Below are 20,708 nucleotides of genomic sequence, written 5' to 3' on the forward strand. Positions count from 1 at the left end.
GATCGTTGTGGAGCGGATAAGCGAAGCGCCATCCGGCCTGTAACGGTTTATGAGTTCGGGAACGAATAAATATAAGGAGAAGCTGATTCCGTGTTAACTCTGCTACACCTGTTGTCCGCCGTCGCTCTACTGGTGTGGGGCACCCATATCGTCCGTACTGGCGTGATGCGCGTCTACGGCGCTCGCCTGCGCAGCGTACTCAGCAGCAGCGTAGAGAAAAAACCGCTCGCCTTCTGCGCGGGGATCGGCGTTACCGCGCTGGTCCAGAGCAGCAACGCCACCACCATGCTGGTCACCTCTTTTGTCGCCCAGGATCTGGTGGCGCTGGCCCCTGCGCTAGTGATGGTGCTGGGCGCTGACGTCGGTACCGCGCTGATGGCGAGGGTGCTGACCTTCGACCTGTCGTGGCTTTCGCCGCTGCTGATTTTTATCGGCGTGATTTTCTTCCTTGGCCGCAAACAAACGCGCGCGGGCCAGCTCGGGCGCGTGGGGATTGGCTTAGGACTGATTCTGCTGGCGCTGGAGCTGATCGTCCAGGCGGTGCATCCCATCACCCAGGCCAACGGGGTACAGGTGATTTTCGCCTCTTTGACCGGCGATATTATGCTGGATGCGCTGATCGGCGCGGTGTTTGCCATCATCAGCTATTCCAGTCTGGCGGCGGTGCTGCTGACCGCGACGTTAACCGCCACCGGCGTGATTTCGTTTCCGGTGGCGCTGTGCCTGGTGATCGGCGCCAACCTCGGCTCCGGACTGCTGGCCATGTTAAACAACAGCGGCGCCAATGCCGCCGCGCGCCGCGTTGCGCTCGGCAGCCTGCTGTTTAAGCTGGTGGGCAGCCTGATTATCCTGCCGTTTGTGCATCTGTTGGCAAACGTCATGGATGAACTCCCGCTGCAAAAATCCGAGCTGGTCATCTATTTCCACGTCTTCTACAACCTGATCCGCTGTATCGCCATGGTGCCGTTCGCCGGGCCGATGGCGAATCTCTGTAAGCGTCTGATTCGCGATGAGCCGGAGCTGGATGCGCGACTGAAGCCGAAGCACCTGGATACTTCGGCGCTGGATACGCCCGCGCTGGCGCTGGCCAATGCCGCCCGTGAAACCCTGCGTATCGGCGATGCCATGGAGCAGATGCTGGAAAGCCTGCGTAAAGTGATGCACGGCGAGCCGCGTGAGGAGAAAGAGCTACGGCGGATGGCGGATGATATCAACGTGCTTTACACCGCGATTAAGCTCTATCTGGCGCGGATGCCGAAAGAGGAGCTGGCGGATGAGGAGTCCCGCCGCTGGGCGGAAATTATCGAAATGGCGCTCAACCTCGAGCAGGCTTCGGATATTGTCGAAAGGATGGGGAGCGAAATCGCCGATAAATCGCTGGCCGCGCGCCGCGCATTCTCTATGGAGGGGCTGAAAGAGCTGGACGCGCTCTACGATCAGCTGCTCAGCAATCTGCAGCTGGCGATGTCGGTCTTCTTCTCCGGCGACGTGCCGAGCGCCCGCCGCCTGCGACGCAGCAAGCATCGTTTTCGCATTATGAACCGCCGCTACTCACACGCGCACGTTGACCGCCTGCATCAGCAAAACGTGCAGAGTATTGAAACCAGTACGCTGCACCTCGCGCTGCTGGGCGATATGAAACGTCTTAACTCGCTGTTCTGCTCAGTAGCCTATAGCGTGATGGAGCAGCCGGATGAGGACGATGAGCGCGATGATTATTAAGCGCTGATGAGCCGCCTGACATCCCCGGTTCGCGCTGCGCTTAGCCGGGCTACAGGATTACCGCCGTCTGCGGGCCGGTAGCCCGGGTAAGGCGTTTACGCCGCAACCCGGGGAATGCGCTGGCCCACGGACATCTGCGGAACGGTAGCCCGGACAGGCGCAACGCGCCGCCTCCGGGACAAGAGCAAGCAGGGATCAGAAACGATGGCCAGCGTTGAGGGTTACTGCTTCTTCTCCGGCTCTGAACACCAGCGTCGGATTCGGGCCGCCGAGGGTGGCGTGGCCCTGCGTCACCTGAATCCAGTTGCCTTCCGGCAGACCGATAATCGTCAGCTCTGGCGCAACCACCAGCAGCTCGCGGATCCGCTGCTCGCGGGTCTCGCCTTTATGGCCTTCCGGCAGCGCGTTGGTGAAATGCGGATTAATTTGCAGCGGGAACAACCCCAGCGCAGCAAAACCGTTAGGGTCGACAATCGGCATATCGTTAGTGGTGCGAATCGTCGGACAGGCCAGGTTAGCGCCCGCGCTCCAGCCGATATACAGCGCTCCGCGCTTCACCACATCCACCATCGGCGCCAGCAGGCCGCGTTCGCGACACTCTTTCAGCAGCTGAAAGGTGTTGCCGCCGCCGACGATAACTATCTCCGCATTCGCAATCGCCGACACCGGGTCCGCGACGCTGTGAATACCGGTGACCGTGACGCCCATTGGGCTGAAGACGGCGGCGGTTTTCGCGGTGTAATCGTCCCAGGTTTGCGTTACCCCGGCGAAAGGAATAAATACCGCAGAACGGCGGCCGTTTAGCTGCCCGGCAATGGTCGGCAGCGCATGTTCCAGCCAGGCTTTGCCCGGCAGCGTTGAGTTACTCAATAGCAGCAGTTCCATCATTTCTCCATTTGGCCAGATGATTATTCGGGCAGGGATGTTATCACAGGATATCTTACCGCTTGCTGACGTGGCTCACGCTGAGACGCGCTGAGCATAGCGGAACGGCGATTATTGGCGCAGCGACTCTCTGAATTAATCTGGAAAGCGCCTCGCAGACTGACTCTACCGGGCGTGACAGGTTAGCGGGAACCGCTTAGTTTTACGTTGATGATTCACAGGCAAAGGAATAGAAAATGCTCGTTTATTACGCTAATCTGAGGCATGTCATGCGCATTACCATGGGGGCTATCATGCGCACTACGTCGAACGTTAAAAAATCAGTCAATGTCTCGCTTTCGCCTGAAATCCTGGAAGAGGCGCGTAAACTTAAAATCAACATTTCGGCGGTTTTAACGGAAGCTTTACTTGAGAAATTTCGTGAGCACAAACGTGAAGAGTGGTTACGAGACAATAAGAAATCGATCGATACGATTAACCAATGGGTAGAAGAAAACGGTTCGTTTAGTGATTTTCAAAGGCCGTTCTGATGGAACAATATTGCGCTTATGAGAATACGGGAAGCGGTAAAAAGGTTTTCCCTTATTTAATCAACCTGCAGCATCCGGTCGCGAATGTCCTGAAGCATATCCTGGTTGCCCCTGTGATAGAACAAAACCAACTACCTGATACCCAGCCTCCGACCAAAATTTGTCCCGTGATTACGATTGCCGGTCAAACTTATATTGTGATGACGCATATGATGGCGGGTTTGCCGCAAAAAGAACTGGGCAAGTGCGTTGCTGATTTGACGGCGGACAGGGCTGCGCTGCGCGATGCAATCGACTTTCTGATCAACGGTTATTAGGGCGCCCTCCCTGGCGCTCTCCGTTTTGCCCCTACCCTCTGGCAAAGGCCGCGGCTTCAGCCACCAGCGCCGCGTCCGGACGCACGCCGGTGTAGAGCGCAAACTGCTCCACCGCCTGCAGGGCAATCACCTCCGCGCCGCTGATAACGCGCTTGTCCAGCCTCTGCGCCAGCCTGATAAGCGGGGTTTCCGGCGGTAGCGCGACCACGTCAAATACCACGGCGGCCCGTTCCACCATTGTCTGGCTAAAGGCCAGGGTTTCGCTTTCCGCACCGCCCGCCATACCGAGCGGGGTGACGTTAACCAGAATATCCGCCGCGATTCCCTCCGGCCTGGGCTGCCACTGAAAACCGTACTGCTTCGCCAGCGCCAGGCCGCGCTCGCGATGGCGGGCGGCGATAATCACATCGCGGAAACCGGCATCGCGGAAGGCGGCGATGACCGCTTTGCCCATCCCGCCGCTGCCCTGGATCATCACTTTGGCGGAGGCGTCGAGCCGATGGCTGTCAATCAGGCTTTTTACCGCGATATAGTCAGTATTCAGCCCGGTCAGCCTGCCGTCGTCGTTGACGATGGTGTTGACCGAATCAATCACCTTTGCCGAAGGGTCAAGCGCGTCGAGAAACGGTATACAGCTCTCTTTAAACGGCATCGAGACCGCGCAGCCGCGAACGCCTAATGCGCGCACGCCGTTTACCGCCGCGGCAATGTCCTGGGTCGTAAAGGCTTTATAGATATAATTCAGCCCGAGCTTTTCATACAGATAGTTATGAAAGCGGGTGCCGAAGTTGCCCGGGCGACCGGCCAGCGACATGCACAGCTGCGTATCGCGATTAATCATGAGCAATATCCTCCGTGTGGGCCAGCAGATACTCCTCCGCCTCTTTTGACCAGATACCGTGATGGCGCTCCATGATCGCCGCCAGCTGCGGATCGCGGATTTCTCCCAGCGGAGTCAGCGGGATATTTTTCCCGGTATAGACCAGCTTTTTACCGCCGCCAACCGCCGGTAAATCCAGGGTCGTCTCGCCCGCCGCGTTCAGCCCCAGAATATGTGTCACCACCTTCGCGGCCTGGACTTTTTTCGCCTGCATCAGCGCGACGGCGGCGCGCATATCGTCGGTATTGCCCCCGGAGGTGCCAACGTAGTGGGTAAAGGCGTAATGCACATCGTAAAAATTGATCGGCGCGCTGAACTGCTTATCCTGCGGACCGGCGAAGAAGTTCAGGCAGCCGTCTGCGGCCAGCAGCGAGGAAGCCAGGGTGATGAGCTGTTCATTTGGGACGAAGACGAAGATATCGTCAAAACCGTGGCCGCCGGAGAGCGCCATCAGCGTTTCGCGGCTGGCGTCACGCCCATCAAGATAGTGAATCAACGTTTGCGGCTCGGAGGGATAGTGCTGGCGCGCATAGCTGAGCTTGGGCTTATTGGTGTCGGTGACCACCAGCAGCGCCGGATTGATCGGGCCATGCAGCGCGTAGTCGATAGCCAGCAGCCCCATCGGGCCGGTGCCGCCGAGGATCAGCGTGCGCCCCTGTGGGCGAATGCCCATCACATGGTTATAGCTGCCTTCCTGCAGATGATAGTTGGCGTTGAACGCGCCGATCACGCAGGAAAGCGGTTCCACCAGCGAGCCTTCAAACCAGGTATCGCCTTCCCAGGAAAGCAAACAATCCTGTTCCATCACCTCGTTGGGGATCACCACGTGGGTGGCTTCGCCGCCGATCCACGGGAAGGAATAGCCGGGGCAGTCCGGGCGATCCGGCAGCTGCAGGTTGGCCTGAATAACATAGCGTTGACCAGCGCGAAACTTGTGCTGCCACTTTTTGCCGACGGCGATAATTTCCCCGCAGAACTCATGGCCGATGATGATCGGGTTGGTCGCCACATCGTCCGGCACCTTTTTGTGGTCCTCGCCCTGGTTCGCCTCTTTCCATGAGGAGAGGCACAGGCTGTCGGTGACCACCCGGGCGAGGATTTCATCATCCTGCATCGCCGGGAGTTCGAAGGTTTCCAGGCGCAGGTCGCGTTTGCCGTACAGGCGCAGGGCTGTTGTTTGCATATTTACCACCTCATCCCCTTCATCTTTCACATTACGGGTACGTTCGGTTGCCGCCTTGCCGTACTGCGAAATCTGTTGGGGCTAACTTGTTGAAGTAGCCCCGGCATCGTCGGGGCGGAATAATCAGGACAGGAAGCCCAGCGCGTTACCGAGTATCCCCAAACCGAACAGGGCGAAAATCAGCCATACCGGGTTCACTTTCTTATTGAGCAGACGCACCATCAGCAGGGTCAGGCCCAGGGCCAGCAGGCCGGGGCAGAGCTGATCGAGGATGTTCTGTACGGTCATGGTGACGGTCGAGCCATCGGCGCCCGGCGTTTGCGAGACCACTAGCGGTACGTTGATAGTGGTCCACTTGGTGACCAGCACGCCCATTACAAACAGGCCAAGAATGGAGGCGCCTTCGGTCAGTTTTTGCAGCAGGTTACCGCCCATCTCGCTGACGATATTGACCCCTTTACGGAAGCCAAGCTGCAGCCCGTACCACTTCATAGCCAGACGCACCGCATTGAAAATAAAGAAGAACAGCAGCGGGCCAACCAGGTTTCCGGAGAGCGCCAGCGAAGCGCCGAGGGCGGCGGTAATCGGCCGCAGCGTGCCCCACACCAGCGGGTCACCCACCCCGGCCAGCGGCCCCATCAGGCCGACTTTGATCCCGTTGATGGCGCCATCGTCGATAGCGGCGCCGTTGGCCCGCGCTTCCTCCATCGCGACGGTCACGCCAATCACCGGCCCGCACACCGCCGGGGTGGTGTTAAAGAACACCAGATGGCGCTTCAGCGCGGCGACCTGATCCTCCTTCAGCGGATAGAGGCGCTTGATGGCCGGGATCATGTCGTAGCAAAAGCCAAGCCCGTGAATACGCTCGAAGTTGAATGACGCCTGCTGCAGGTTGGAGCGCAGAAACATGCTCACCAGGTCGCCTTGGGTAATTTTTCTCTGTTCCATGTTGGGCTCCATCAGTCGTCAAGCTGGTCAAGGGCGGTGGAAGAGGTGGCGGCAGCCTGCGGTTCGGATTTGCGCCACTGTGGATTGAGCTGGATATAAATCAGCGCGATGATGACCCCTACGCCGCCGAAGGCCAGCAGGCTGAAATCGAGATAGCCGCCCGCAAGGAAGCCGAGGAAGAAGAAGGGCATCAGATACTTCACGCCCATCATGCGCAGCACCATGGCGTAGCCGACCACCACGATAAAACCGCCGGCGATTTGCAGACCGCGGGTAACGAATTCCGGGATGGCGTTGAGCATATTGCTGACCATATCCGCGCTGACAAACAGAGAAACGATGAGTGCGGGAATGGCGACGCGCAGCGCCTGAACGCCCAGCGCCGATACGTGCAGCAGATCGATTGTCCCGAAGCGCGCTTCTTCTGCTGCCTTATCCGCCGCGTGCTGAAACACCACGGTAAGGGTACGGGCGAACACGGTGAGCACCTGGCCCGCCGCGGCGACCGGCAGCGCAATCGCTATTCCGGTAGCGATACTTTGCTGGCCGACAATCACCAGGATAGCGGAGATAATGCTGGCTAACGCCGAATCCGGAGACTGCGCCGCGCCGACGTTCATCCAGCCGAGCGCGATCAGCTCCAGCGTGCCGCCGAGCATAATCCCGGTTTTTAAATCGCCGAGAATTAAGCCAATCACGGTACAGGCGATTAATGGGCGATGAGTCTGGAATTCATCCAGCACGCTGCCCATCCCGGCAATACAGGAAAAAATAAATATGGCGATGATTTGTAGGGTACTTATTTCCATAATTTGTCACCTTGAGGGTATAGAAATCCCTGCCTGTTACGGCATTTACACGCTGTCCTTCAGGCTGCCTCTTTGTTGACGACACTTTCTCGCCCCAGTCACATAGTTATCTATGCTGCTGGTGACTCGCTCATTTGTCGCCGCGATGCATCCAGAATGACAGTGTGTAATAAAACAGGAGCCTTTTATTATTCTGTTACGGACTGCTCTGCTATTTTATCGAGAATATTAACTGACGGATCCGAGGCTACGACGCGTAAATCAAGATTAACACCCAACTTATCTAACTGCTGAAAGGCATTAATATCCGCCTCGTCTAATGAGACCGCTTTGGTTAATTGTTTTTTACCCGGACGCCAGGCCATGCCGCCAATATTCAGGGTGGCTATGTTGACGCCCTGCTGCACCATGGTTAGTACATCCTGCGGGTTGGTGAATAAATAAAAAACGGTTTCGTCCTGATATTGCGGGTTGTGATAAACGGCGACGGCTTTCTCAAGATTCACCACGTTGACCTTCATGCCCGGAGGCGCGGCCTGGCGAAGCAGCGTGCGGCGAACGTCGTCATTATAAACGTCGTCATTACAGATAATAATGCGCTGGGCGTTAGCCACTTTTGACCAAACGGTGGTGACCTGGCCGTGAATCAGGCGGTCATCAATGCGTGCGAGCGTAATGTTCATCAGAAATCCTCCTCAACGGTTTCCGGCTGCCGCCAGGTGACGCAGCACTGGCTGGCGATGGTCTCAAGATGTTGGCACAGTTCTTCCGCATGCATCGTTTGCTGGTTATCCACCAGCTCCAGAGCCAGCGGTAGCGACAGGCCGCTGATGACCCGGAGCCGCGGGTTGCGCATCGCCAGCCCGGCGGCGGCGTTCCACGGGCTGCCGCACTGGAGATCGACGGCGATAAGCCACTCCTCCTCTTTGTGAGTACTTACCAACTTTTCAAGCTTATCGGCGATATCGCCCGCGTTTTCTCCCGGTACAAATTCCACGGCGCTAACGTTGACATCGCCGTAGACCATGCGCACCGAGTCGAGCATGGCGCAGGCTAGCTGGCCGTGGGCGCAGAAGATGACGTTAACCATTTTCCCCCCTTAGCCGCGCGTTTTTCCGCCGGCGATGTTAGTGGTTACTCCGGTCATGTAGCTGGCGCGTTCTGAGAGTAGATAGCAAACAAAATCAGCCACTTCAGTGAGTCGACCGGAGCGGCCAAGAGGAATAGAATTTTTGCTATAGCCTTCGCGCAGCTGTTCGACGGTAATATTACGGGTCCAGGCCAACGCTTCTTCATACTCCGGGGTACGCAGGCCGGTTTTTTCCAGAATGCCCGGCGCGACGCCCACCACGCGGATACCGTGCTTGCCCAGCTCTTTCGACCAGGAGCGGGTAAAGCTGTTCAGCGCGGCCTTGGTCGCGGCATAGCAGCTCTGGCCTTCCGAGCCTTCGAGGCCGCTTTCCGACGAGACGTTAACAATCACGCCGCTGCGCTGTTTAACCATCTGGCGCGCCACCGTCTGCGACATCAGGAACACGCCTTTCTGGTTGATATTGACCATTTTTTCGAATGCCGCTTCATTTAATTCATAGCGACCGGATGGTGCTTTCTCATCGACTAATAAGCGCGGGAAGTTAACGCCAGCGTTATTGACTAAACCATCGATGCGGCCAAAACGTTGAATAATATGGTCGACGGTTTTATGTACTTCGCTGGCGCTGGATATATCGGTAGGCCAGAAGTTATAATTACCGCTACTCTGATGCTTATCGCCACCGTGAATATCGATCATCTGCACGTTCGCACCCTGGGCTAATAACTCATCGACAATCGCCAGGCCAATTCCTGATGCGCCGCCGGTCACGATAATTATTTTTTCTTTTAAATTTAACCATGTATTCATTATCGACTCCTGTTTCTTTAGATAAAGGGATCCCCCGCAGCAGCGCTGCGTGAAAACATATTCCTGAAATTTACTTCAGTAATGACTCAGCGGTTTCTCGATTCGTCACCAGACAGTTAATGTAATGACCGTTTAAGGCACCAAGGATGCCGGAGTATTTTTCCGCGCCCATCGCGATGCCTACCGAATAGCGCGCCTGTCTGAGTTTCGCCATCTCAATAGAGAGCGTTTTCTCACTCATGGCGGTCTCTACCATCAGGCCATCAATATTATAAAAGCGTGAGCAGATATCTCCGGCAACCTGGCGGGCGTTGAGATCGTCGCTCTCTTCACTGCCGTAAAACGCGTGCCAGTTTGCGCCGTCGCGGATCGCCGGGGAACCAATCCCCACCAGCGCGACGTCCAGGTTATCCCAGTAGGAGGCAATCGTTTTAAAGTGCTGTGACTGCATAATACCGTTGCGAATCAATTTATTATCGAGAAGTGCCGGAAAGTCGGCGAGATGAGATTCCGCTTTCAGCTTCGCCGCTGCGCCGTAGGTTAGCGTATTCACGTGGTAGCGGCTTTCCAGTTTGCCGGAGGGGCCGCCGATAATCGGCACGCAGATAACCTGGCGGGACTGACCGGCCTGCGGCAGATTCTCCACCAGCGCGCGCACCGCCCGCCCCCAGGAGAAGCCGACGATATCGCCCGGCTCCAGCAGCCTATCAACCAATTGCGCGCCATGCTGGCCGATGAGATTGAGCTGATCCTCCTCCTGTAGAGCGTCGCTGGCCGCCACCACCACCTCTTTGAGGGCAAATTTTTGTTTTAGCTGCTGCTCAAGCCACAGATTTTCGTTGTAGTCATAGTTGATGGCGATAGTGACGATGCCCTGCTCGCGGCCGCGTTTCAACAGGCGGCTGATGGTGGTGCGATATATCCCCAGTTCGCGGGCTATCTGCGCCTGGGTCATATCCTGCTCGTAATAGAGCTGGGCGATTTTCACGATCAGACGAATATCGTCGCTGTTTTCCATCGTCACTGTCGGCTCCTGCACATTTGTGCAAATGAGAGAATGGCTGTCATGATCTGATATAACCCCATCAGCGGCCCGCTTCAAAGAAATTTTCCTCTATTTCAAGAGGGTGTTCTGACCGTTTGTGTTGCACATTTGCTTTGCTGGCAGGAGGTTGACGGCACGTTTGTGCCAGGCATGCTAACAGCCTGATTCTGCGTTATTTCGCTCAGTAAAGTTGCCGGGATCTCAAGAGTACACTTTTGTGTTGAAAGGCGGGGCAGATCACACTTAGCGCCAGGCGACGCGCGCGCGATTCTTTTTTATCGCCCGCAAGGTAGGGTATATTTCGCTTTTACAGGAGATTTTATGCTGCCCGACTCATCAACCCGACTTAATAAATACATCAGCGAGAGCGGAATTTGCTCGCGCCGTGAAGCCGATCGCTTTATTGAACAAGGCAACGTTTTTATCAACGGCAAGCGCGCCACCATTGGCGACCAGGTTAAAGCTGGCGACGTGGTAAAGGTCAATGGCCGGTTGATTGAGCCGCGCGAAGCGGACGATCTCGTCCTGATTGCGCTGAATAAACCGGTTGGCATCGTCAGCACCACCGAAGACGGCGAGCGCGACAATATTGTGGATTTCGTTAACCACAGTAAACGCATTTTCCCAATCGGTCGTCTGGATAAAGACTCCCAGGGGCTGATCTTTCTGACCAACCATGGCGATCTGGTGAATAAGATCCTGCGCGCTGGTAACGATCACGAAAAAGAGTATCTGGTCACCGTTGATAAGCTAATAACCGATGAGTTTATCCGCGGTATGGGCGCGGGGGTACCGATTCTCGGCACGGTGACGAAGAAGTGCAAAGTGAAAAAAGAAGCGCCGTTTGTATTTCGCATCACCCTGGTGCAGGGGCTGAATCGCCAGATTCGCCGGATGTGCGAACACTTTGGCTATGAAGTGACGAAGCTTGAACGGACGCGGATCATGAACGTCAGCCTGACGGGGATCCCGCTGGGAGAGTGGCGCGATCTGACCGATGATGAGCTGATCGATCTCTTTAAACTGATTGAGCGCTCGTCTTCAGAAGCGAAACCGAAGGCAAAAGCAAAGCCGAAAACGGCCGGCATCAAGCGCCCGGTGGTGGCGATTGAAAAAAGCGGCGAGAAATCTTCCCGCCCGGCGTCGAACGGCAAACGCTTTACCGCGCCGGGGCGCAGAAAGAAAGGGCGTTAACGTCTGCCGCGGGTCGGCGTATTGGCCGACCAGGAAAACGAGGCCTCTGCATCCGGTTTGTATGCCTGCTTTTTCTTCAGCTGGCGGGCTTTTTTCGCCTCGGTTTCCCGCTGGAGCATCAGCTTATCGATGTACTCTTTTTTCACGCTATTGGTTTCCGCGTTAGTCAGCGGACGGCCGTGGGCGATGCGCGCGCGGTCGAGCAGGGTTTTCAGTTCTCGCTGTTCGCGCTCGGTCATCTCTTTTTGGGTGATGCGGGGGAGTGCCATAGTCGTGCCCTCAGTTAGCCTATGGCTTCAGTGTACGGTATTGGGGCTGACGTCTCACGGTAAATTATTGTGCCTCGCAGAAAATCCCTGAGGCGGTGCTGCGCACCTGTCCGGGCTACAAAACCCGCAAGCTGCACGGACCGTAGCCCGGCTAAGCGCAGCGCAAGCCGGGAAAATTACGGGTTGTTAGCTCTCTTTTACCGTTTTACGCGATTTATCAACAATAGGCTTTCCTGACCAGTAACCGGCCAGCAGCGAGCCGGACAGGTTGTGCCAGACCGAGAACAGCGCGCCGGGCAGCGCGGCCAGCGGGCCAAAGTAGATTTTCCCCAGCGCGGCAGCAAGGCCGGAGTTCTGCATTCCCACCTCGATCGCCAGCGTGCGGCAGGTGGACTCGTCAAAGCCAAACAGCCGTCCGCCCCAGTAGCCGCCGAGCAGGCCGATGGTGTTATGCAGGATGACGGCGATAATCACCACAAAGCCTACGGAAGCGATATGCGACGCGGAACCGGCCACCACGGCGCAGATAATCGCCAGAATGCAGACCATCGAAAAGGCCGGCAGGAACGGCTCAACCGCCTTGACCACTTTCGGCAGCAGATGATGCACGACCAGCCCCAGCGCAATCGGGATCACCACGATTTGCAGAATGCTGAGCAGCATCCCCATCACGTCCACCTGAATATGCGCATCTACGTACAGACGCGTCAGCAACGGCGTGGCGACCACACCGACCAGCGTGGAAACCGACGAGATGGTGACCGAAAGCGCGACATCGCCTTTTGCCAGAAAGATCATCACGTTGGATGCCGTACCGCTGGCGACGCTGCCGACCAGCACCATCCCGGCGGAGAGCTCCGGCGGCATATGAAAAATCAGCGCCAGCAGCCAGGCGGCGAGGGGCATCACCAGGTAGTGGAGAAAAATGCCTGCGGCGACCGGCGCGGGGCGGGAAAGCACGCGCTTAAAATCGTCGACTTTCAGGTGCACGCCCATACCGAACATAATCAGCATCAGCAGCGTCGGGACCCACGGGCCAACGGGAGTGAAAGTGGATGGCGTGTAATAGGCGATAACCGAGAGCAGCAGCGCCCATAATGGGAACAGCCGCGTAAGCGTGGCGAGCATGTTGTTTTCCTTGCACGTAAGTTGTGTTTGCTTGTTATAGACCGGCCGGGATCGAGCCCGGCCATCGCTATTGTTTATCGTGCTAAGACATATTATTCAAACAAATTATGCTCATGTTCCGCTGCGGACGATCTCCCAACTGAGTCCGAAGCGCGCTAAATACTTGCGCAGACGGTCGGCATCGTTGGGATTGGCCTTTTTCTGCCGGGAGACGGCGAACAGCTCGCGTCCGGCTTCGGAGAGCGAAGCGCTGCGTTGGCAGACCGCCAGCACCGTTTCCAGCTGGCGGCGATCGAACAGATCGATTTCCATCGCAATATCAGCAGAAGATGTCGTGAGCTGCCAGCTCGCTTTCAGCAGCATTATCTCCTCTTCCGCAACGGCCAGCGTAATGCGCCCCTGCTCGGCCAGGGTCGCCATGCGCGTCACGGACGAACTAAGTTCGCGGAAATTGCCGCGCCATTGCGCCTGCGGCGAGCAGGCAAAGGCCAGATAGCGCTCGCGGGCGTCTTTATCGAAGCGGATCTGCGTCTGCCGCTCGTTGGCCAGTCGGCGTAATTCATACTCCACGTTCGGCGCAATATCTTCCCGCCGCTGCGCCAGGCCGGGGAGGGCAAAGCGCCACATATTGATGCGCGCATAAAGATCTTCGCGAAAGCGCCCCTCTGCCACCCACTGCTGCATATCGCGATGCGTGCCGGCGATCAGCTGGAAGTCGCTGTGCACCTCTTTATCCGAGCCAAACGGAAAAAAGGTTTTTTCTTCGATGGCCTTCAGCAGCATGGCCTGCTCATCCAGCCCCAGCTCGGCGATTTCATCGAGAAACAGCACGCCGCCGTCGGCTTCGCGTAATAGCCCGGCGCGAGGCGTCACCGCGCCGGTAAACGCGCCTTTGACATGGCCAAACAGCGTGGACATGGCGTTATCGCCGCGCAGCGTGGCGCAGTTCACCGCCATGAATTTTCCCGCCACCCGATGCCGTGACTGACGAAGCTGAAAAATACGTTTGGCGAGGACGGATTTACCAGCGCCCGTTGGGCCGGTAAGCAAGATCGGATCGGTCGATCGGATCGCCACGCGCTCAATACGATCGATAAGCGCGTTGAACGTCGCGTTCCGCGTCTCGATGCCTGCCTTCAGGAAGGAGACTGACTGCTGCTGCTCGCGCTGAAAGCGGCTGGTGAGCGCCGTATAGCGGCTTAAGTCCAGATCGATCACCGAGTAAATACCGGCGGCGACGGCTTCATCCGCTGCGCTTTTCGGCGCAGGGCTGGTCTGCAGCAGGCTGGCGGGGAGGTAGCGCGCTTCGGTCAGCAGGAACCAGCAGATCTGCGCCACGTGGGTCCCGGTGGTGATATGCACCAGATACTCTTCGTTTTCGGTATCAAAGCGATAGTGGTTGGCAAAGTCGAGAAACGCCGCGTAGACCTCTTCAAAATCCCAGGGATCGTTTATCTCAACCGTATGCGGGCGCACTTCGGTATGCGGCGAAAGCTGGGCGATATCGTCAATCAGCTTTTGCGCCATGCTTTCATCACGCGGCTGGTGGAGGAGCTCCAGCCGGTCGACGGGAAAATCGGCCTGCTGGCATAGCCCCACGGTGGGCCGCCATTTTTTAAAGCGGTTCGCTCGCTTGCCGCGTTTATCCAGTACCGTTCCGAGGACGCCTATCACCACTCGCCGCTTTTTCATGTTTATCCCAAAAGATAAGTATCGATATTTCAAGATAAAAAAACCTGCTGGCGTGAGCAAGCGTCACGGTGTGCTTTAAAAATAAAAACTTTACTAATTAATTAGTTAAAAAATAACTTTCGCCATTTTTGTTTTTGGCACGCATCTGGCAATAGTCCTTTCGTCACGATGCTGAAGACGCAGGGGATTAAACCCCGCCGGCACGCCAGGAACGGTACAGACCGTTTTTCGGGCGCGTTCCGTCAGCCGATGACCACCAATGGGTTCGATTCCCGATTTCATCTCCAATGAAAACTGGTTGTTAATCATAAAAACACAACGGGGTTGTGCGCAGTCGGCACTCCCCAAAGCAGGCCGCCGGTAAAGGCGCCGTGCCGCAGGCAAAAGGGAGTTCCCCTGCGGCTCCGCCCCTGCACCCGCGCCTGATTAACTGTTAAGGAATAAAAAATGACGAAAAAAATTACGGTACGTAAAGGTCAGCTTGGCCTTTTATCCCGCCAGGGTGACTACTATCAGGTTCTGGAAGCAGGCGAGCACCGCCTGCCGTGGTTCAACGTTCCTGACGTGCTGATCGTAAATCGGGACGGCAGCGAGGTGCCGGAAGCGCTGGCGGAGTATTTACGGCGCTTTCAGCCTGAATGGGTTGAACGCTACTGCCTGGCGGCGGATTTGACGGATATCGAAACCGGGGCGCTGTATGCCAACGGTGTGCTGCAGGACATTTTACCGCCTTCGACGCGCCGGCTGTACTGGTCCGCCGGTGACGAGATGCGGCTGCTACGTATCGATACCCGCCAGGTTGAGGTTCCGGCTGACATCATGAATGCGGTGCTGCAGCCGCGACGTCACGGGGCGGTAAAAGGCCGCGAAGCGATCCTCACCGTATCGGTGCCGGCGTGGCACGTCGGGGTGCTGAAAATCGACGGCGAGACGCAAGCGCTGCTGCAGCCTGGCCTGAGCGCGTACTGGAAGGTCAATCATCTGGTGGAAGCGGAAGTGGTCGATACCCGCCTGCAGGTGCTGGAGGTTGGCGGCCAGGAGATTCTGACCAAAGATAAAGTGAACCTGCGTTTAAATCTGGCGGCGAACTGGCGCTACAGCGATGTGCTGCAGGCGTTCGGACAGCTGACGAAGCCGCTGGATCATCTGTATCGCGAGCTGCAGTTTGCGCTGCGTGAAGCCGTCGGGACGCGAACGCTGGACGAGCTGCTGGAAGATAAGAAAATCATCGATGAGGTGGTGAGCGCGCAGGTTACCGAGCGCATGGCGGCATTTGGCATCGACGTCGCCTCGCTGGGCGTGAAGGATATTGTGCTGCCCGGCGACATGAAAGCCATTCTGTCGCAGCTGGTGGAAGCGGAGAAATCGGCGCAGGCGAATGTAATCCGCCGCCGTGAAGAGACCGCGGCGACCCGTTCGCTGCTCAACACCGCGAAGGTGATGGAAAATAACCCTGTCGCGCTGCGCTTAAAAGAGCTGGAAACGCTGGAAAGAGTGGCGGAACGTATCGATAAAATCTCGGTCTTTGGCGGTCTGGACCAGGTGCTGCATGGCCTGGTGAATCTAAAAGGATAATGAAAATGACGTATCACGGTGTGAATGCCGTTATGCGCCATAAGGTGCAACGGCAGTTAACGGACGTGGAGCGGCGCTACGGCGTCAGAGTGCTCTACGCCTGTGAATCCGGTAGCCGAGGCTGGGGCTTTGCTTCGCCGGACAGCGATTATGATGTGCGGTTTCTCTACGTTCATCCGCTGGAGTGGTATCTGCGGGTGGACGCGCCGCGCGATGTTATCGAGCTGCCCATTGACGATGAGCTGGACGTCTGCGGCTGGGAGTGGCGCAAAGCGCTGGGTCTGCTGAAAGGGGCGAATCCGACGCTGATCGAGTGGCTGGATTCACCGGTGGTGTATCGGCAGGATGACGCGACGGTTAAGGCGCTTAAAAAACTCATCCCGCATTGGTTTTCTCCGGTACGCGCCCGCTGGCATTACTACTCGATGGCCAGGAAAAATTTTCGCGGCTATCTGCAAGGCGAACACGTGCGGCTGAAAAAGTACTTTTACGTACTGCGCCCGCTGCTGGCCGTCCGCTGGGTTGAGGCGGGAAAAGGCGTACCGCCGATGCGCTTTGATCAACTGCTGGCGGGAAGCGAGCTGGAAACGGGGCTGCGTGAGGAAATAAACGCGCTGCTGGAACGTAAACAACGTGCGGGAGAGGCGGAGTACGGCCCGCGGCGACCATTACTGCATGCGTTTATTCAGTCCGAGCTGCTCAGAGGCGCGATCCCTCCCTCGCTGCCGGATAGCCGGACAGGGGATATTAGGGAGTTGGACAGATTGCTGATGACCACGGTGATGGGGAACTAAAAATGGCCCGGCAGAAATGACGGGCCATTTTTTCGCCATTACTCGAACAGATTATGATGCAGCTTCTGCACCACTTTTTCGGCATCCGCTCCCGGCACCAGGAAGCACAGGTTGTGGCTGGATGCGCCATAGCAAATCATTCGAATGTTGAACGGATCCAGCACGCCAAACACCTCTTTACCGACGCCGCACGCTTTCGACAGCTCATTACCAATGATGGCGACCAGCGCCAGATCCTGCTCGACCTCAACCCGGCACAGAGAGGAAAGTTCGGTCAACAGCCCTTGGGTGAGCAGGGTATCGCCAGCTGACGTCGAACCGGTGGTATCCATGGTTAGCGCCACGCTCACTTCCGACGTGGTGATCAGATCGACGGAGATGCTGTGACGCGCCAGAATACTAAACACTTCGGCCAGAAAACCACGCGAGTGCAGCATATTCAGGCTGTGCAGGGTTAGCAGCGTCTGCTTGCGGCGCAGCGCCAGCGCGCGGAACAGCGGCGGGTTTTTGGTGTTTTTGCACACCAGCGTGCCGCCGGCCTTCGGCTCTTTGCTGGAGCCGACGAATACCGGAATATCGCTGCGCACGGCAGGGAGCAGGGTGGCCGGATGCAGGACCTTCGCGCCAAAGGTCGCCATTTCCGCCGCTTCTTCAAAAGCGATAACGTCAATGCGTTTGGCTGCCGGCGCGACGCGCGGGTCGGTGGTGTAGATACCAGGAACATCGGTCCAGATATCGACGCGGGTGGCGTTTAGCGCTTCGCCGAGCAGCGCGGCGGTATAGTCGCTACCGCCGCGGCCCAGGGTGGTGGTACGGCCTTTGGCTTCGCTGCCGATAAAGCCCTGGGTGATCACCAGCCCTTCCGCAAGGCGCGGGGTCAGCTGCTGCTGGGTTAATTCAGATAAGGCGGCGATATCCGGTTCCGCGCGGCCAAAGCGGTCGTTGGTGCGCATAATTTTGCGTACGTCGAACCACTGGGCGGCGATACCGCGCTCGCGCAGGATCTCGACAAACAGCAGGGTAGACATCAGTTCGCCGTGGCTGACCAGCTCGTCGGTTAACGCGGTTGAACTGGCCAGGGAGGCAGCTTCCGCCAGGGTGGTGATGTTTTCCAGCAGGCGCTCTATTTCATCGCGGATCACGTTCGGATAGCGCAGACGCTCCAGAATATTGAACTGGATTTGACGCATGGCATCGAGTTTCGCGAAACGTTCGCCGGGTTCCAGCCCTTCCGCTAATGCGACCAGCAGGTTGGTCACGCCCGCTGAGGCGGAAAGCACCACCACGCGGGTATTGGCATCCAACAGCGCGACGTCTACGCTGCGGTTCATGGCATCAAAATCGGCAACGCTGGTGCCGCCGAACTTGGCTACAACTAAATCTGTCATAACAACCTCGTGTCAGGGGGCCTGACTTATTAAAACGATTCCAGAAAACCAATCCTGGCGGGGCTGGACGCAACCGGATTGCAATAAAATGTCTTAATAAGCCAGGCCAAATTATTCAGCCATGGCACAAGGGAAGAGCGAAAAACAGGGTGGGCGCAGAGCGATAAACAAACTACGATGTCACCCAGAAGTGCTCCACCTTGTAGACCCGCTTGCCGATGCTTTGTATCAGCTGGCGAGTATGAAACGCCCGACTGCGAACGTTTCTGGTGACAACCCAGGGGATTCAGCCCCTGTGGCCGGTGATGAGCGTAACCAGACGCTTATTCACCTCGGCGTTGCTCCCCCTCACGTATTTTCCCCGGACTGGCTCCTCCAATACGGTTACCTGGGCAACGCACCTCTTCTGGCAATTACCGACGTCTTTCACTTTGCCAGGGGGACGCGGGACATTATACCCCCCTGCAATACCCTTTCGCTGTAGCGTGAAATGCGCGATCCATACATACCTACGTATACGTAAATACTGCCGTTATATAAAGGCTTCAGGCGAAGTATGTCAACGTCAGGGTTATGCGGATTTTTCATGGGCGGGTCGCTGACAGAAAAAAGCCTTATGATGTCTATACTATCAGGGGCGTTTTGCGCCAAATCGGTCCAATTTCTGACGCGTATCATCGGCATAACATAAAAATCATCACAATTTTTCGTCACCGGCGCTACAATCGACCGCAGTCACAATTCTCAAATCAGAAGAGTATTGCTAATGAAAAACATCAACCCAACGCAGACCTCTGCCTGGCAGGCATTACAGAAACACTTTGATGAAATGAAAGACGTTACCATCGCGGATCTGTTCGCGAAGGATAGCGATCGTTTCTCTAAATTCTCCGCCACGTTCGACGATCTGATGCTGGTGGATTTTTCCAAAAACCGCATCACCGAAGAGACGCTGGCTAAGCTGCAGGACCTGGCCAAAGAGACCTTCCTGGCAGACGCCATTAAATCCATGTTCTCCGGCGAGAAGATTAACCGCACGGAAGACCGCGCGGTGCTGCACGTTGCGCTGCGTAACCGCAGCAATACTCCGATTCTGGTTGATGGCAAAGACGTGATGCCGGAAGTGAACGCCGTGCTTGAGAAGATGAAAACCTTCTCCGAAGCCATTATCTCCGGCAACTGGAAAGGCTACACCGGTAAAGCGATTACCGACGTCGTGAACATCGGTATCGGCGGCTCCGACCTCGGCCCGTTCATGGTGACCGAAGCGCTGCGCCCGTACAAAAACCACCTGAACATGCACTTTGTTTCCAACGTCGATGGGACCCACATCGCCGAAGTGCTGAAAACGGTGAACCCGGAAACCACGCTGTTCCTGGTCGCGTCGAAAACCTTTACCACTCAGGAAACCATGACCAACGCTCACAGCGCGCGCGACTGGTTCCTGGCGACCGCCGGCGATGAGAAGCACGTAGCGAAACACTTCGCCGCGCTCTCGACCAACGGTAAAGCGGTTGGCGAGTTCGGTATTGATACCGCCAATATGTTTGAGTTCTGGGACTGGGTTGGCGGCCGTTACTCTCTGTGGTCAGCCATCGGCCTGTCCATCATCCTGTCCGTCGGCTTCGACAACTTTGTTGAGCTGCTCTCCGGCGCACACGCGATGGATAAACACTTCTCCACGACCGCGCCTGAGAAAAACCTGCCGGTACTGCTGGCGCTGATCGGTATCTGGTACAACAACTTCTTCGGTGCTGAAACCGAAGCGATTCTGCCGTACGACCAGTATATGCACCGCTTTGCCGCCTACTTCCAGCAGGGCAACATGGAATCCAACGGTAAATACGTTGACCGTAACGGCAACGCCGTGGATTACCAGACGGGCCCAATCATCTGGGGCGAGCCGGGTACCAACGGTCAGCACGCGTTCTACCAGCTGATTCACCAGGGGACCAAAATGGTGCCTTGCGACTTTATCGCCCCGGCGATTACCCACAACCCGCTGTCCGACCACCATCCGAAGCTGCTGTCTAACTTCTTTGCCCAGACCGAAGCGCTGGCGTTTGGTAAATCCCGCGAAGTGGTTGAGCAGGAATATCGCGATCAGGGTAAAGATCCGGCGACCCTGGAACACGTGGTGCCGTTCAAAGTGTTTGAAGGCAACCGCCCGACCAACTCCATCCTGCTGCGTGAAATTACGCCGTTCAGCCTGGGCGCGCTGATTGCCCTGTATGAGCACAAAATCTTCACCCAGGGCGTGATTATGAACATCTTCACCTTCGACCAGTGGGGCGTGGAGCTGGGCAAACAGCTGGCTAACCGCATCCTGCCGGAGCTGAAAGATGGTTCCGAAGTGAGCAGCCACGACAGCTCCACTAACGGCCTGATTAACCGCTATAAATCCTGGCGCGCATAATCGCTAAAACGTTCGCAATGCCGGCCCATG

Annotated in this window: 21 protein-coding genes and 1 riboswitch; of the genes, 7 read left to right on the forward strand and 14 right to left on the reverse strand. The window is 56.8% G+C overall.

The annotated features are described in order from the left end of the window. Nucleotides 1-90 precede the first annotated feature (90 nt). Nucleotides 91-1,722 carry a Na/Pi cotransporter family protein gene (locus CMQ96_RS15900; protein WP_004127714.1) on the forward strand — a complete coding sequence of 544 codons (1,632 nt, stop codon included), beginning with the start codon at nt 91-93 and terminating at the stop codon, nt 1,720-1,722. A 195-nt stretch (nt 1,723-1,917) separates the two neighbouring features. Here the strand turns inward: CMQ96_RS15900 and pepE are convergent, their stop codons facing one another. Continuing rightward, complete coding sequence (pepE, locus tag CMQ96_RS15905) at nt 1,918-2,607, reverse strand: dipeptidase PepE (RefSeq protein ID WP_004138468.1); 690 nt, start codon at nt 2,605-2,607, stop codon at nt 1,918-1,920. Between the two features lie 236 nt (nt 2,608-2,843). Here pepE and CMQ96_RS15910 point away from each other — a divergent pair, with 236 nt between their 5' ends. Next, nucleotides 2,844-3,137 carry a type II toxin-antitoxin system CcdA family antitoxin gene (locus CMQ96_RS15910; RefSeq protein WP_004138471.1) on the forward strand — a complete coding sequence of 98 codons (294 nt, stop codon included), beginning with the start codon at nt 2,844-2,846 and terminating at the stop codon, nt 3,135-3,137. Further along, on the forward strand, nt 3,137-3,454 hold the full coding sequence (locus CMQ96_RS15915) for a CcdB family protein (RefSeq protein ID WP_049131419.1): 318 nt from the start codon (nt 3,137-3,139) through the stop codon (nt 3,452-3,454). The genes CMQ96_RS15910 and CMQ96_RS15915 overlap by 1 nt, the downstream gene beginning before the upstream one ends. Before the next feature lie 31 nt (nt 3,455-3,485). On the opposite strand, the gene CMQ96_RS15920 is transcribed toward CMQ96_RS15915, so the two are convergent. The 8 genes from CMQ96_RS15920 to CMQ96_RS15960 form a co-directional block, all read right to left on the reverse strand. Continuing rightward, nucleotides 3,486-4,295 carry a shikimate 5-dehydrogenase gene (locus CMQ96_RS15920; protein ID WP_098067014.1) on the reverse strand — a complete coding sequence of 270 codons (810 nt, stop codon included), beginning with the start codon at nt 4,293-4,295 and terminating at the stop codon, nt 3,486-3,488. After that, nucleotides 4,288-5,517 (reverse strand): L-sorbose 1-phosphate reductase, encoded by a 1,230-nt coding sequence (gene sorE, locus CMQ96_RS15925; RefSeq protein ID WP_098067048.1) that lies wholly within the window; start codon nt 5,515-5,517, stop codon nt 4,288-4,290. Before sorE ends, CMQ96_RS15920 begins: the two co-directional genes overlap by 8 nt. A 123-nt stretch (nt 5,518-5,640) precedes the next feature. Continuing rightward, nucleotides 5,641-6,465, reverse strand: coding sequence for a PTS system mannose/fructose/sorbose family transporter subunit IID (locus tag CMQ96_RS15930; RefSeq protein ID WP_004137598.1), 825 nt, complete (start codon nt 6,463-6,465; stop codon nt 5,641-5,643). Between the two features lie 11 nt (nt 6,466-6,476). Next, nucleotides 6,477-7,274, reverse strand: coding sequence for a PTS mannose/fructose/sorbose transporter subunit IIC (locus CMQ96_RS15935; RefSeq protein ID WP_049087459.1), 798 nt, complete (start codon nt 7,272-7,274; stop codon nt 6,477-6,479). Between the two features lie 188 nt (nt 7,275-7,462). Continuing rightward, on the reverse strand, nt 7,463-7,957 hold the full coding sequence (locus CMQ96_RS15945) for a mannose/fructose/sorbose PTS transporter subunit IIB (protein WP_004137596.1): 495 nt from the start codon (nt 7,955-7,957) through the stop codon (nt 7,463-7,465). Then, nucleotides 7,957-8,364 carry a mannose/fructose/sorbose PTS transporter subunit IIA gene (locus tag CMQ96_RS15950; RefSeq protein WP_024360174.1) on the reverse strand — a complete coding sequence of 136 codons (408 nt, stop codon included), beginning with the start codon at nt 8,362-8,364 and terminating at the stop codon, nt 7,957-7,959. Before CMQ96_RS15950 ends, CMQ96_RS15945 begins: the two co-directional genes overlap by 1 nt. A 9-nt stretch (nt 8,365-8,373) precedes the next feature. After that, a complete protein-coding gene (locus CMQ96_RS15955) occupies nt 8,374-9,177 on the reverse strand; it encodes an SDR family oxidoreductase (protein WP_024360175.1) in 804 nt (267 codons plus the stop codon). 70 nt (nt 9,178-9,247) lie between these two features. Next, on the reverse strand, nt 9,248-10,195 hold the full coding sequence (locus CMQ96_RS15960) for a sugar-binding transcriptional regulator (RefSeq protein ID WP_082236848.1): 948 nt from the start codon (nt 10,193-10,195) through the stop codon (nt 9,248-9,250). 348 nt (nt 10,196-10,543) lie between these two features. Here CMQ96_RS15960 and rluF point away from each other — a divergent pair, with 348 nt between their 5' ends. Further along, a complete protein-coding gene (gene rluF, locus CMQ96_RS15965; RefSeq protein WP_098067015.1) occupies nt 10,544-11,416 on the forward strand; it encodes a 23S rRNA pseudouridine(2604) synthase RluF in 873 nt (290 codons plus the stop codon). Here the strand turns inward: rluF and CMQ96_RS15970 are convergent. The 4 genes from CMQ96_RS15970 to CMQ96_RS15985 all read right to left on the reverse strand — a co-directional run bounded on the left by CMQ96_RS15970 (nt 11,413) and on the right by CMQ96_RS15985 (nt 14,814). Continuing rightward, on the reverse strand, nt 11,413-11,685 hold the full coding sequence (locus CMQ96_RS15970) for a DUF3811 domain-containing protein (protein ID WP_004137590.1): 273 nt from the start codon (nt 11,683-11,685) through the stop codon (nt 11,413-11,415). The two genes, rluF and CMQ96_RS15970, sit on opposite strands and share 4 nt — an antisense overlap. Nucleotides 11,686-11,871: 186 nt before the next feature. Next, nucleotides 11,872-12,813, reverse strand: a complete 942-nt coding sequence (panS, locus tag CMQ96_RS15975) for a ketopantoate/pantoate/pantothenate transporter PanS (protein ID WP_004137589.1) — start codon at nt 12,811-12,813, stop codon at nt 11,872-11,874. 111 nt (nt 12,814-12,924) lie between these two features. Continuing rightward, nucleotides 12,925-14,505, reverse strand: a complete 1,581-nt coding sequence (gene rtcR / locus CMQ96_RS15980; protein WP_049131416.1) for an RNA repair transcriptional activator RtcR — start codon at nt 14,503-14,505, stop codon at nt 12,925-12,927. 105 nt (nt 14,506-14,610) lie between these two features. Continuing rightward, the gene (locus CMQ96_RS15985) at nt 14,611-14,814 is read right to left on the reverse strand and encodes a hypothetical protein (RefSeq protein WP_071830618.1); all 204 of its coding nucleotides are present in this window, start codon (nt 14,812-14,814) and stop codon (nt 14,611-14,613) included. Nucleotides 14,815-14,952: 138 nt separating this feature from the next. Here CMQ96_RS15985 and CMQ96_RS15990 point away from each other — a divergent pair, with 138 nt between their 5' ends. Next, nucleotides 14,953-16,080: a slipin family protein gene (locus CMQ96_RS15990; RefSeq protein ID WP_082236847.1), complete on the forward strand. Its 1,128-nt coding sequence runs from the start codon at nt 14,953-14,955 to the stop codon at nt 16,078-16,080. A 5-nt stretch (nt 16,081-16,085) separates the two neighbouring features. Further along, nucleotides 16,086-16,874, forward strand: coding sequence for a nucleotidyltransferase domain-containing protein (locus tag CMQ96_RS15995; RefSeq protein WP_098067049.1), 789 nt, complete (start codon nt 16,086-16,088; stop codon nt 16,872-16,874). A 38-nt stretch (nt 16,875-16,912) separates the two neighbouring features. Here CMQ96_RS15995 and lysC read toward each other — a convergent pair whose 3' ends face one another. Next, on the reverse strand, nt 16,913-18,262 hold the full coding sequence (lysC, locus tag CMQ96_RS16000) for a lysine-sensitive aspartokinase 3 (RefSeq protein WP_004137585.1): 1,350 nt from the start codon (nt 18,260-18,262) through the stop codon (nt 16,913-16,915). Between the two features lie 180 nt (nt 18,263-18,442). After that, nucleotides 18,443-18,676: riboswitch (Lysine riboswitch) on the reverse strand. A gap of 352 nt (nt 18,677-19,028) precedes the next feature. On the opposite strand from lysC, the gene pgi reads away from it, so the two are divergent. Beyond that, nucleotides 19,029-20,678 carry a glucose-6-phosphate isomerase gene (pgi, locus tag CMQ96_RS16010; RefSeq protein ID WP_024360180.1) on the forward strand — a complete coding sequence of 550 codons (1,650 nt, stop codon included), beginning with the start codon at nt 19,029-19,031 and terminating at the stop codon, nt 20,676-20,678. The last annotated feature ends 30 nt before the right edge of the window (nt 20,679-20,708 follow it).

The sequence above is a fragment of the Klebsiella sp. MBT K-1 genome, from assembly GCF_002556465.1.
Classification (GTDB): Bacteria; Pseudomonadota; Gammaproteobacteria; order Enterobacterales; family Enterobacteriaceae; genus Klebsiella; species Klebsiella grimontii.

Excerpts from the sequence above, each read along its gene's own strand:
- pepE (WP_004138468.1), bottom strand. The coding sequence starts at position 2,607 with ATGGAACTGCTGCTATTGAGTAACTCAACGCTGCCGGGCAAAGCCTGG.
- CMQ96_RS15910 (WP_004138471.1), top strand. The coding sequence starts at position 2,844 with ATGCTCGTTTATTACGCTAATCTGAGGCATGTCATGCGCATTACCATG.
- CMQ96_RS15915 (WP_049131419.1), top strand. The coding sequence starts at position 3,137 with ATGGAACAATATTGCGCTTATGAGAATACGGGAAGCGGTAAAAAGGTT.
- CMQ96_RS15920 (WP_098067014.1), bottom strand. The coding sequence starts at position 4,295 with ATGATTAATCGCGATACGCAGCTGTGCATGTCGCTGGCCGGTCGCCCG.
- sorE (WP_098067048.1), bottom strand. The coding sequence starts at position 5,517 with ATGCAAACAACAGCCCTGCGCCTGTACGGCAAACGCGACCTGCGCCTG.
- CMQ96_RS15930 (WP_004137598.1), bottom strand. The coding sequence starts at position 6,465 with ATGGAACAGAGAAAAATTACCCAAGGCGACCTGGTGAGCATGTTTCTG.
- CMQ96_RS15935 (WP_049087459.1), bottom strand. The coding sequence starts at position 7,274 with ATGGAAATAAGTACCCTACAAATCATCGCCATATTTATTTTTTCCTGT.
- CMQ96_RS15945 (WP_004137596.1), bottom strand. The coding sequence starts at position 7,957 with ATGAACATTACGCTCGCACGCATTGATGACCGCCTGATTCACGGCCAG.
- CMQ96_RS15950 (WP_024360174.1), bottom strand. The coding sequence starts at position 8,364 with ATGGTTAACGTCATCTTCTGCGCCCACGGCCAGCTAGCCTGCGCCATG.
- CMQ96_RS15955 (WP_024360175.1), bottom strand. The coding sequence starts at position 9,177 with ATGAATACATGGTTAAATTTAAAAGAAAAAATAATTATCGTGACCGGC.
- CMQ96_RS15960 (WP_082236848.1), bottom strand. The coding sequence starts at position 10,195 with ATGGAAAACAGCGACGATATTCGTCTGATCGTGAAAATCGCCCAGCTC.
- rluF (WP_098067015.1), top strand. The coding sequence starts at position 10,544 with ATGCTGCCCGACTCATCAACCCGACTTAATAAATACATCAGCGAGAGC.
- CMQ96_RS15970 (WP_004137590.1), bottom strand. The coding sequence starts at position 11,685 with ATGGCACTCCCCCGCATCACCCAAAAAGAGATGACCGAGCGCGAACAG.
- panS (WP_004137589.1), bottom strand. The coding sequence starts at position 12,813 with ATGCTCGCCACGCTTACGCGGCTGTTCCCATTATGGGCGCTGCTGCTC.
- rtcR (WP_049131416.1), bottom strand. The coding sequence starts at position 14,505 with ATGAAAAAGCGGCGAGTGGTGATAGGCGTCCTCGGAACGGTACTGGAT.
- CMQ96_RS15985 (WP_071830618.1), bottom strand. The coding sequence starts at position 14,814 with ATGATTAACAACCAGTTTTCATTGGAGATGAAATCGGGAATCGAACCC.
- CMQ96_RS15990 (WP_082236847.1), top strand. The coding sequence starts at position 14,953 with ATGACGAAAAAAATTACGGTACGTAAAGGTCAGCTTGGCCTTTTATCC.
- CMQ96_RS15995 (WP_098067049.1), top strand. The coding sequence starts at position 16,086 with ATGACGTATCACGGTGTGAATGCCGTTATGCGCCATAAGGTGCAACGG.
- lysC (WP_004137585.1), bottom strand. The coding sequence starts at position 18,262 with ATGACAGATTTAGTTGTAGCCAAGTTCGGCGGCACCAGCGTTGCCGAT.
- pgi (WP_024360180.1), top strand. The coding sequence starts at position 19,029 with ATGAAAAACATCAACCCAACGCAGACCTCTGCCTGGCAGGCATTACAG.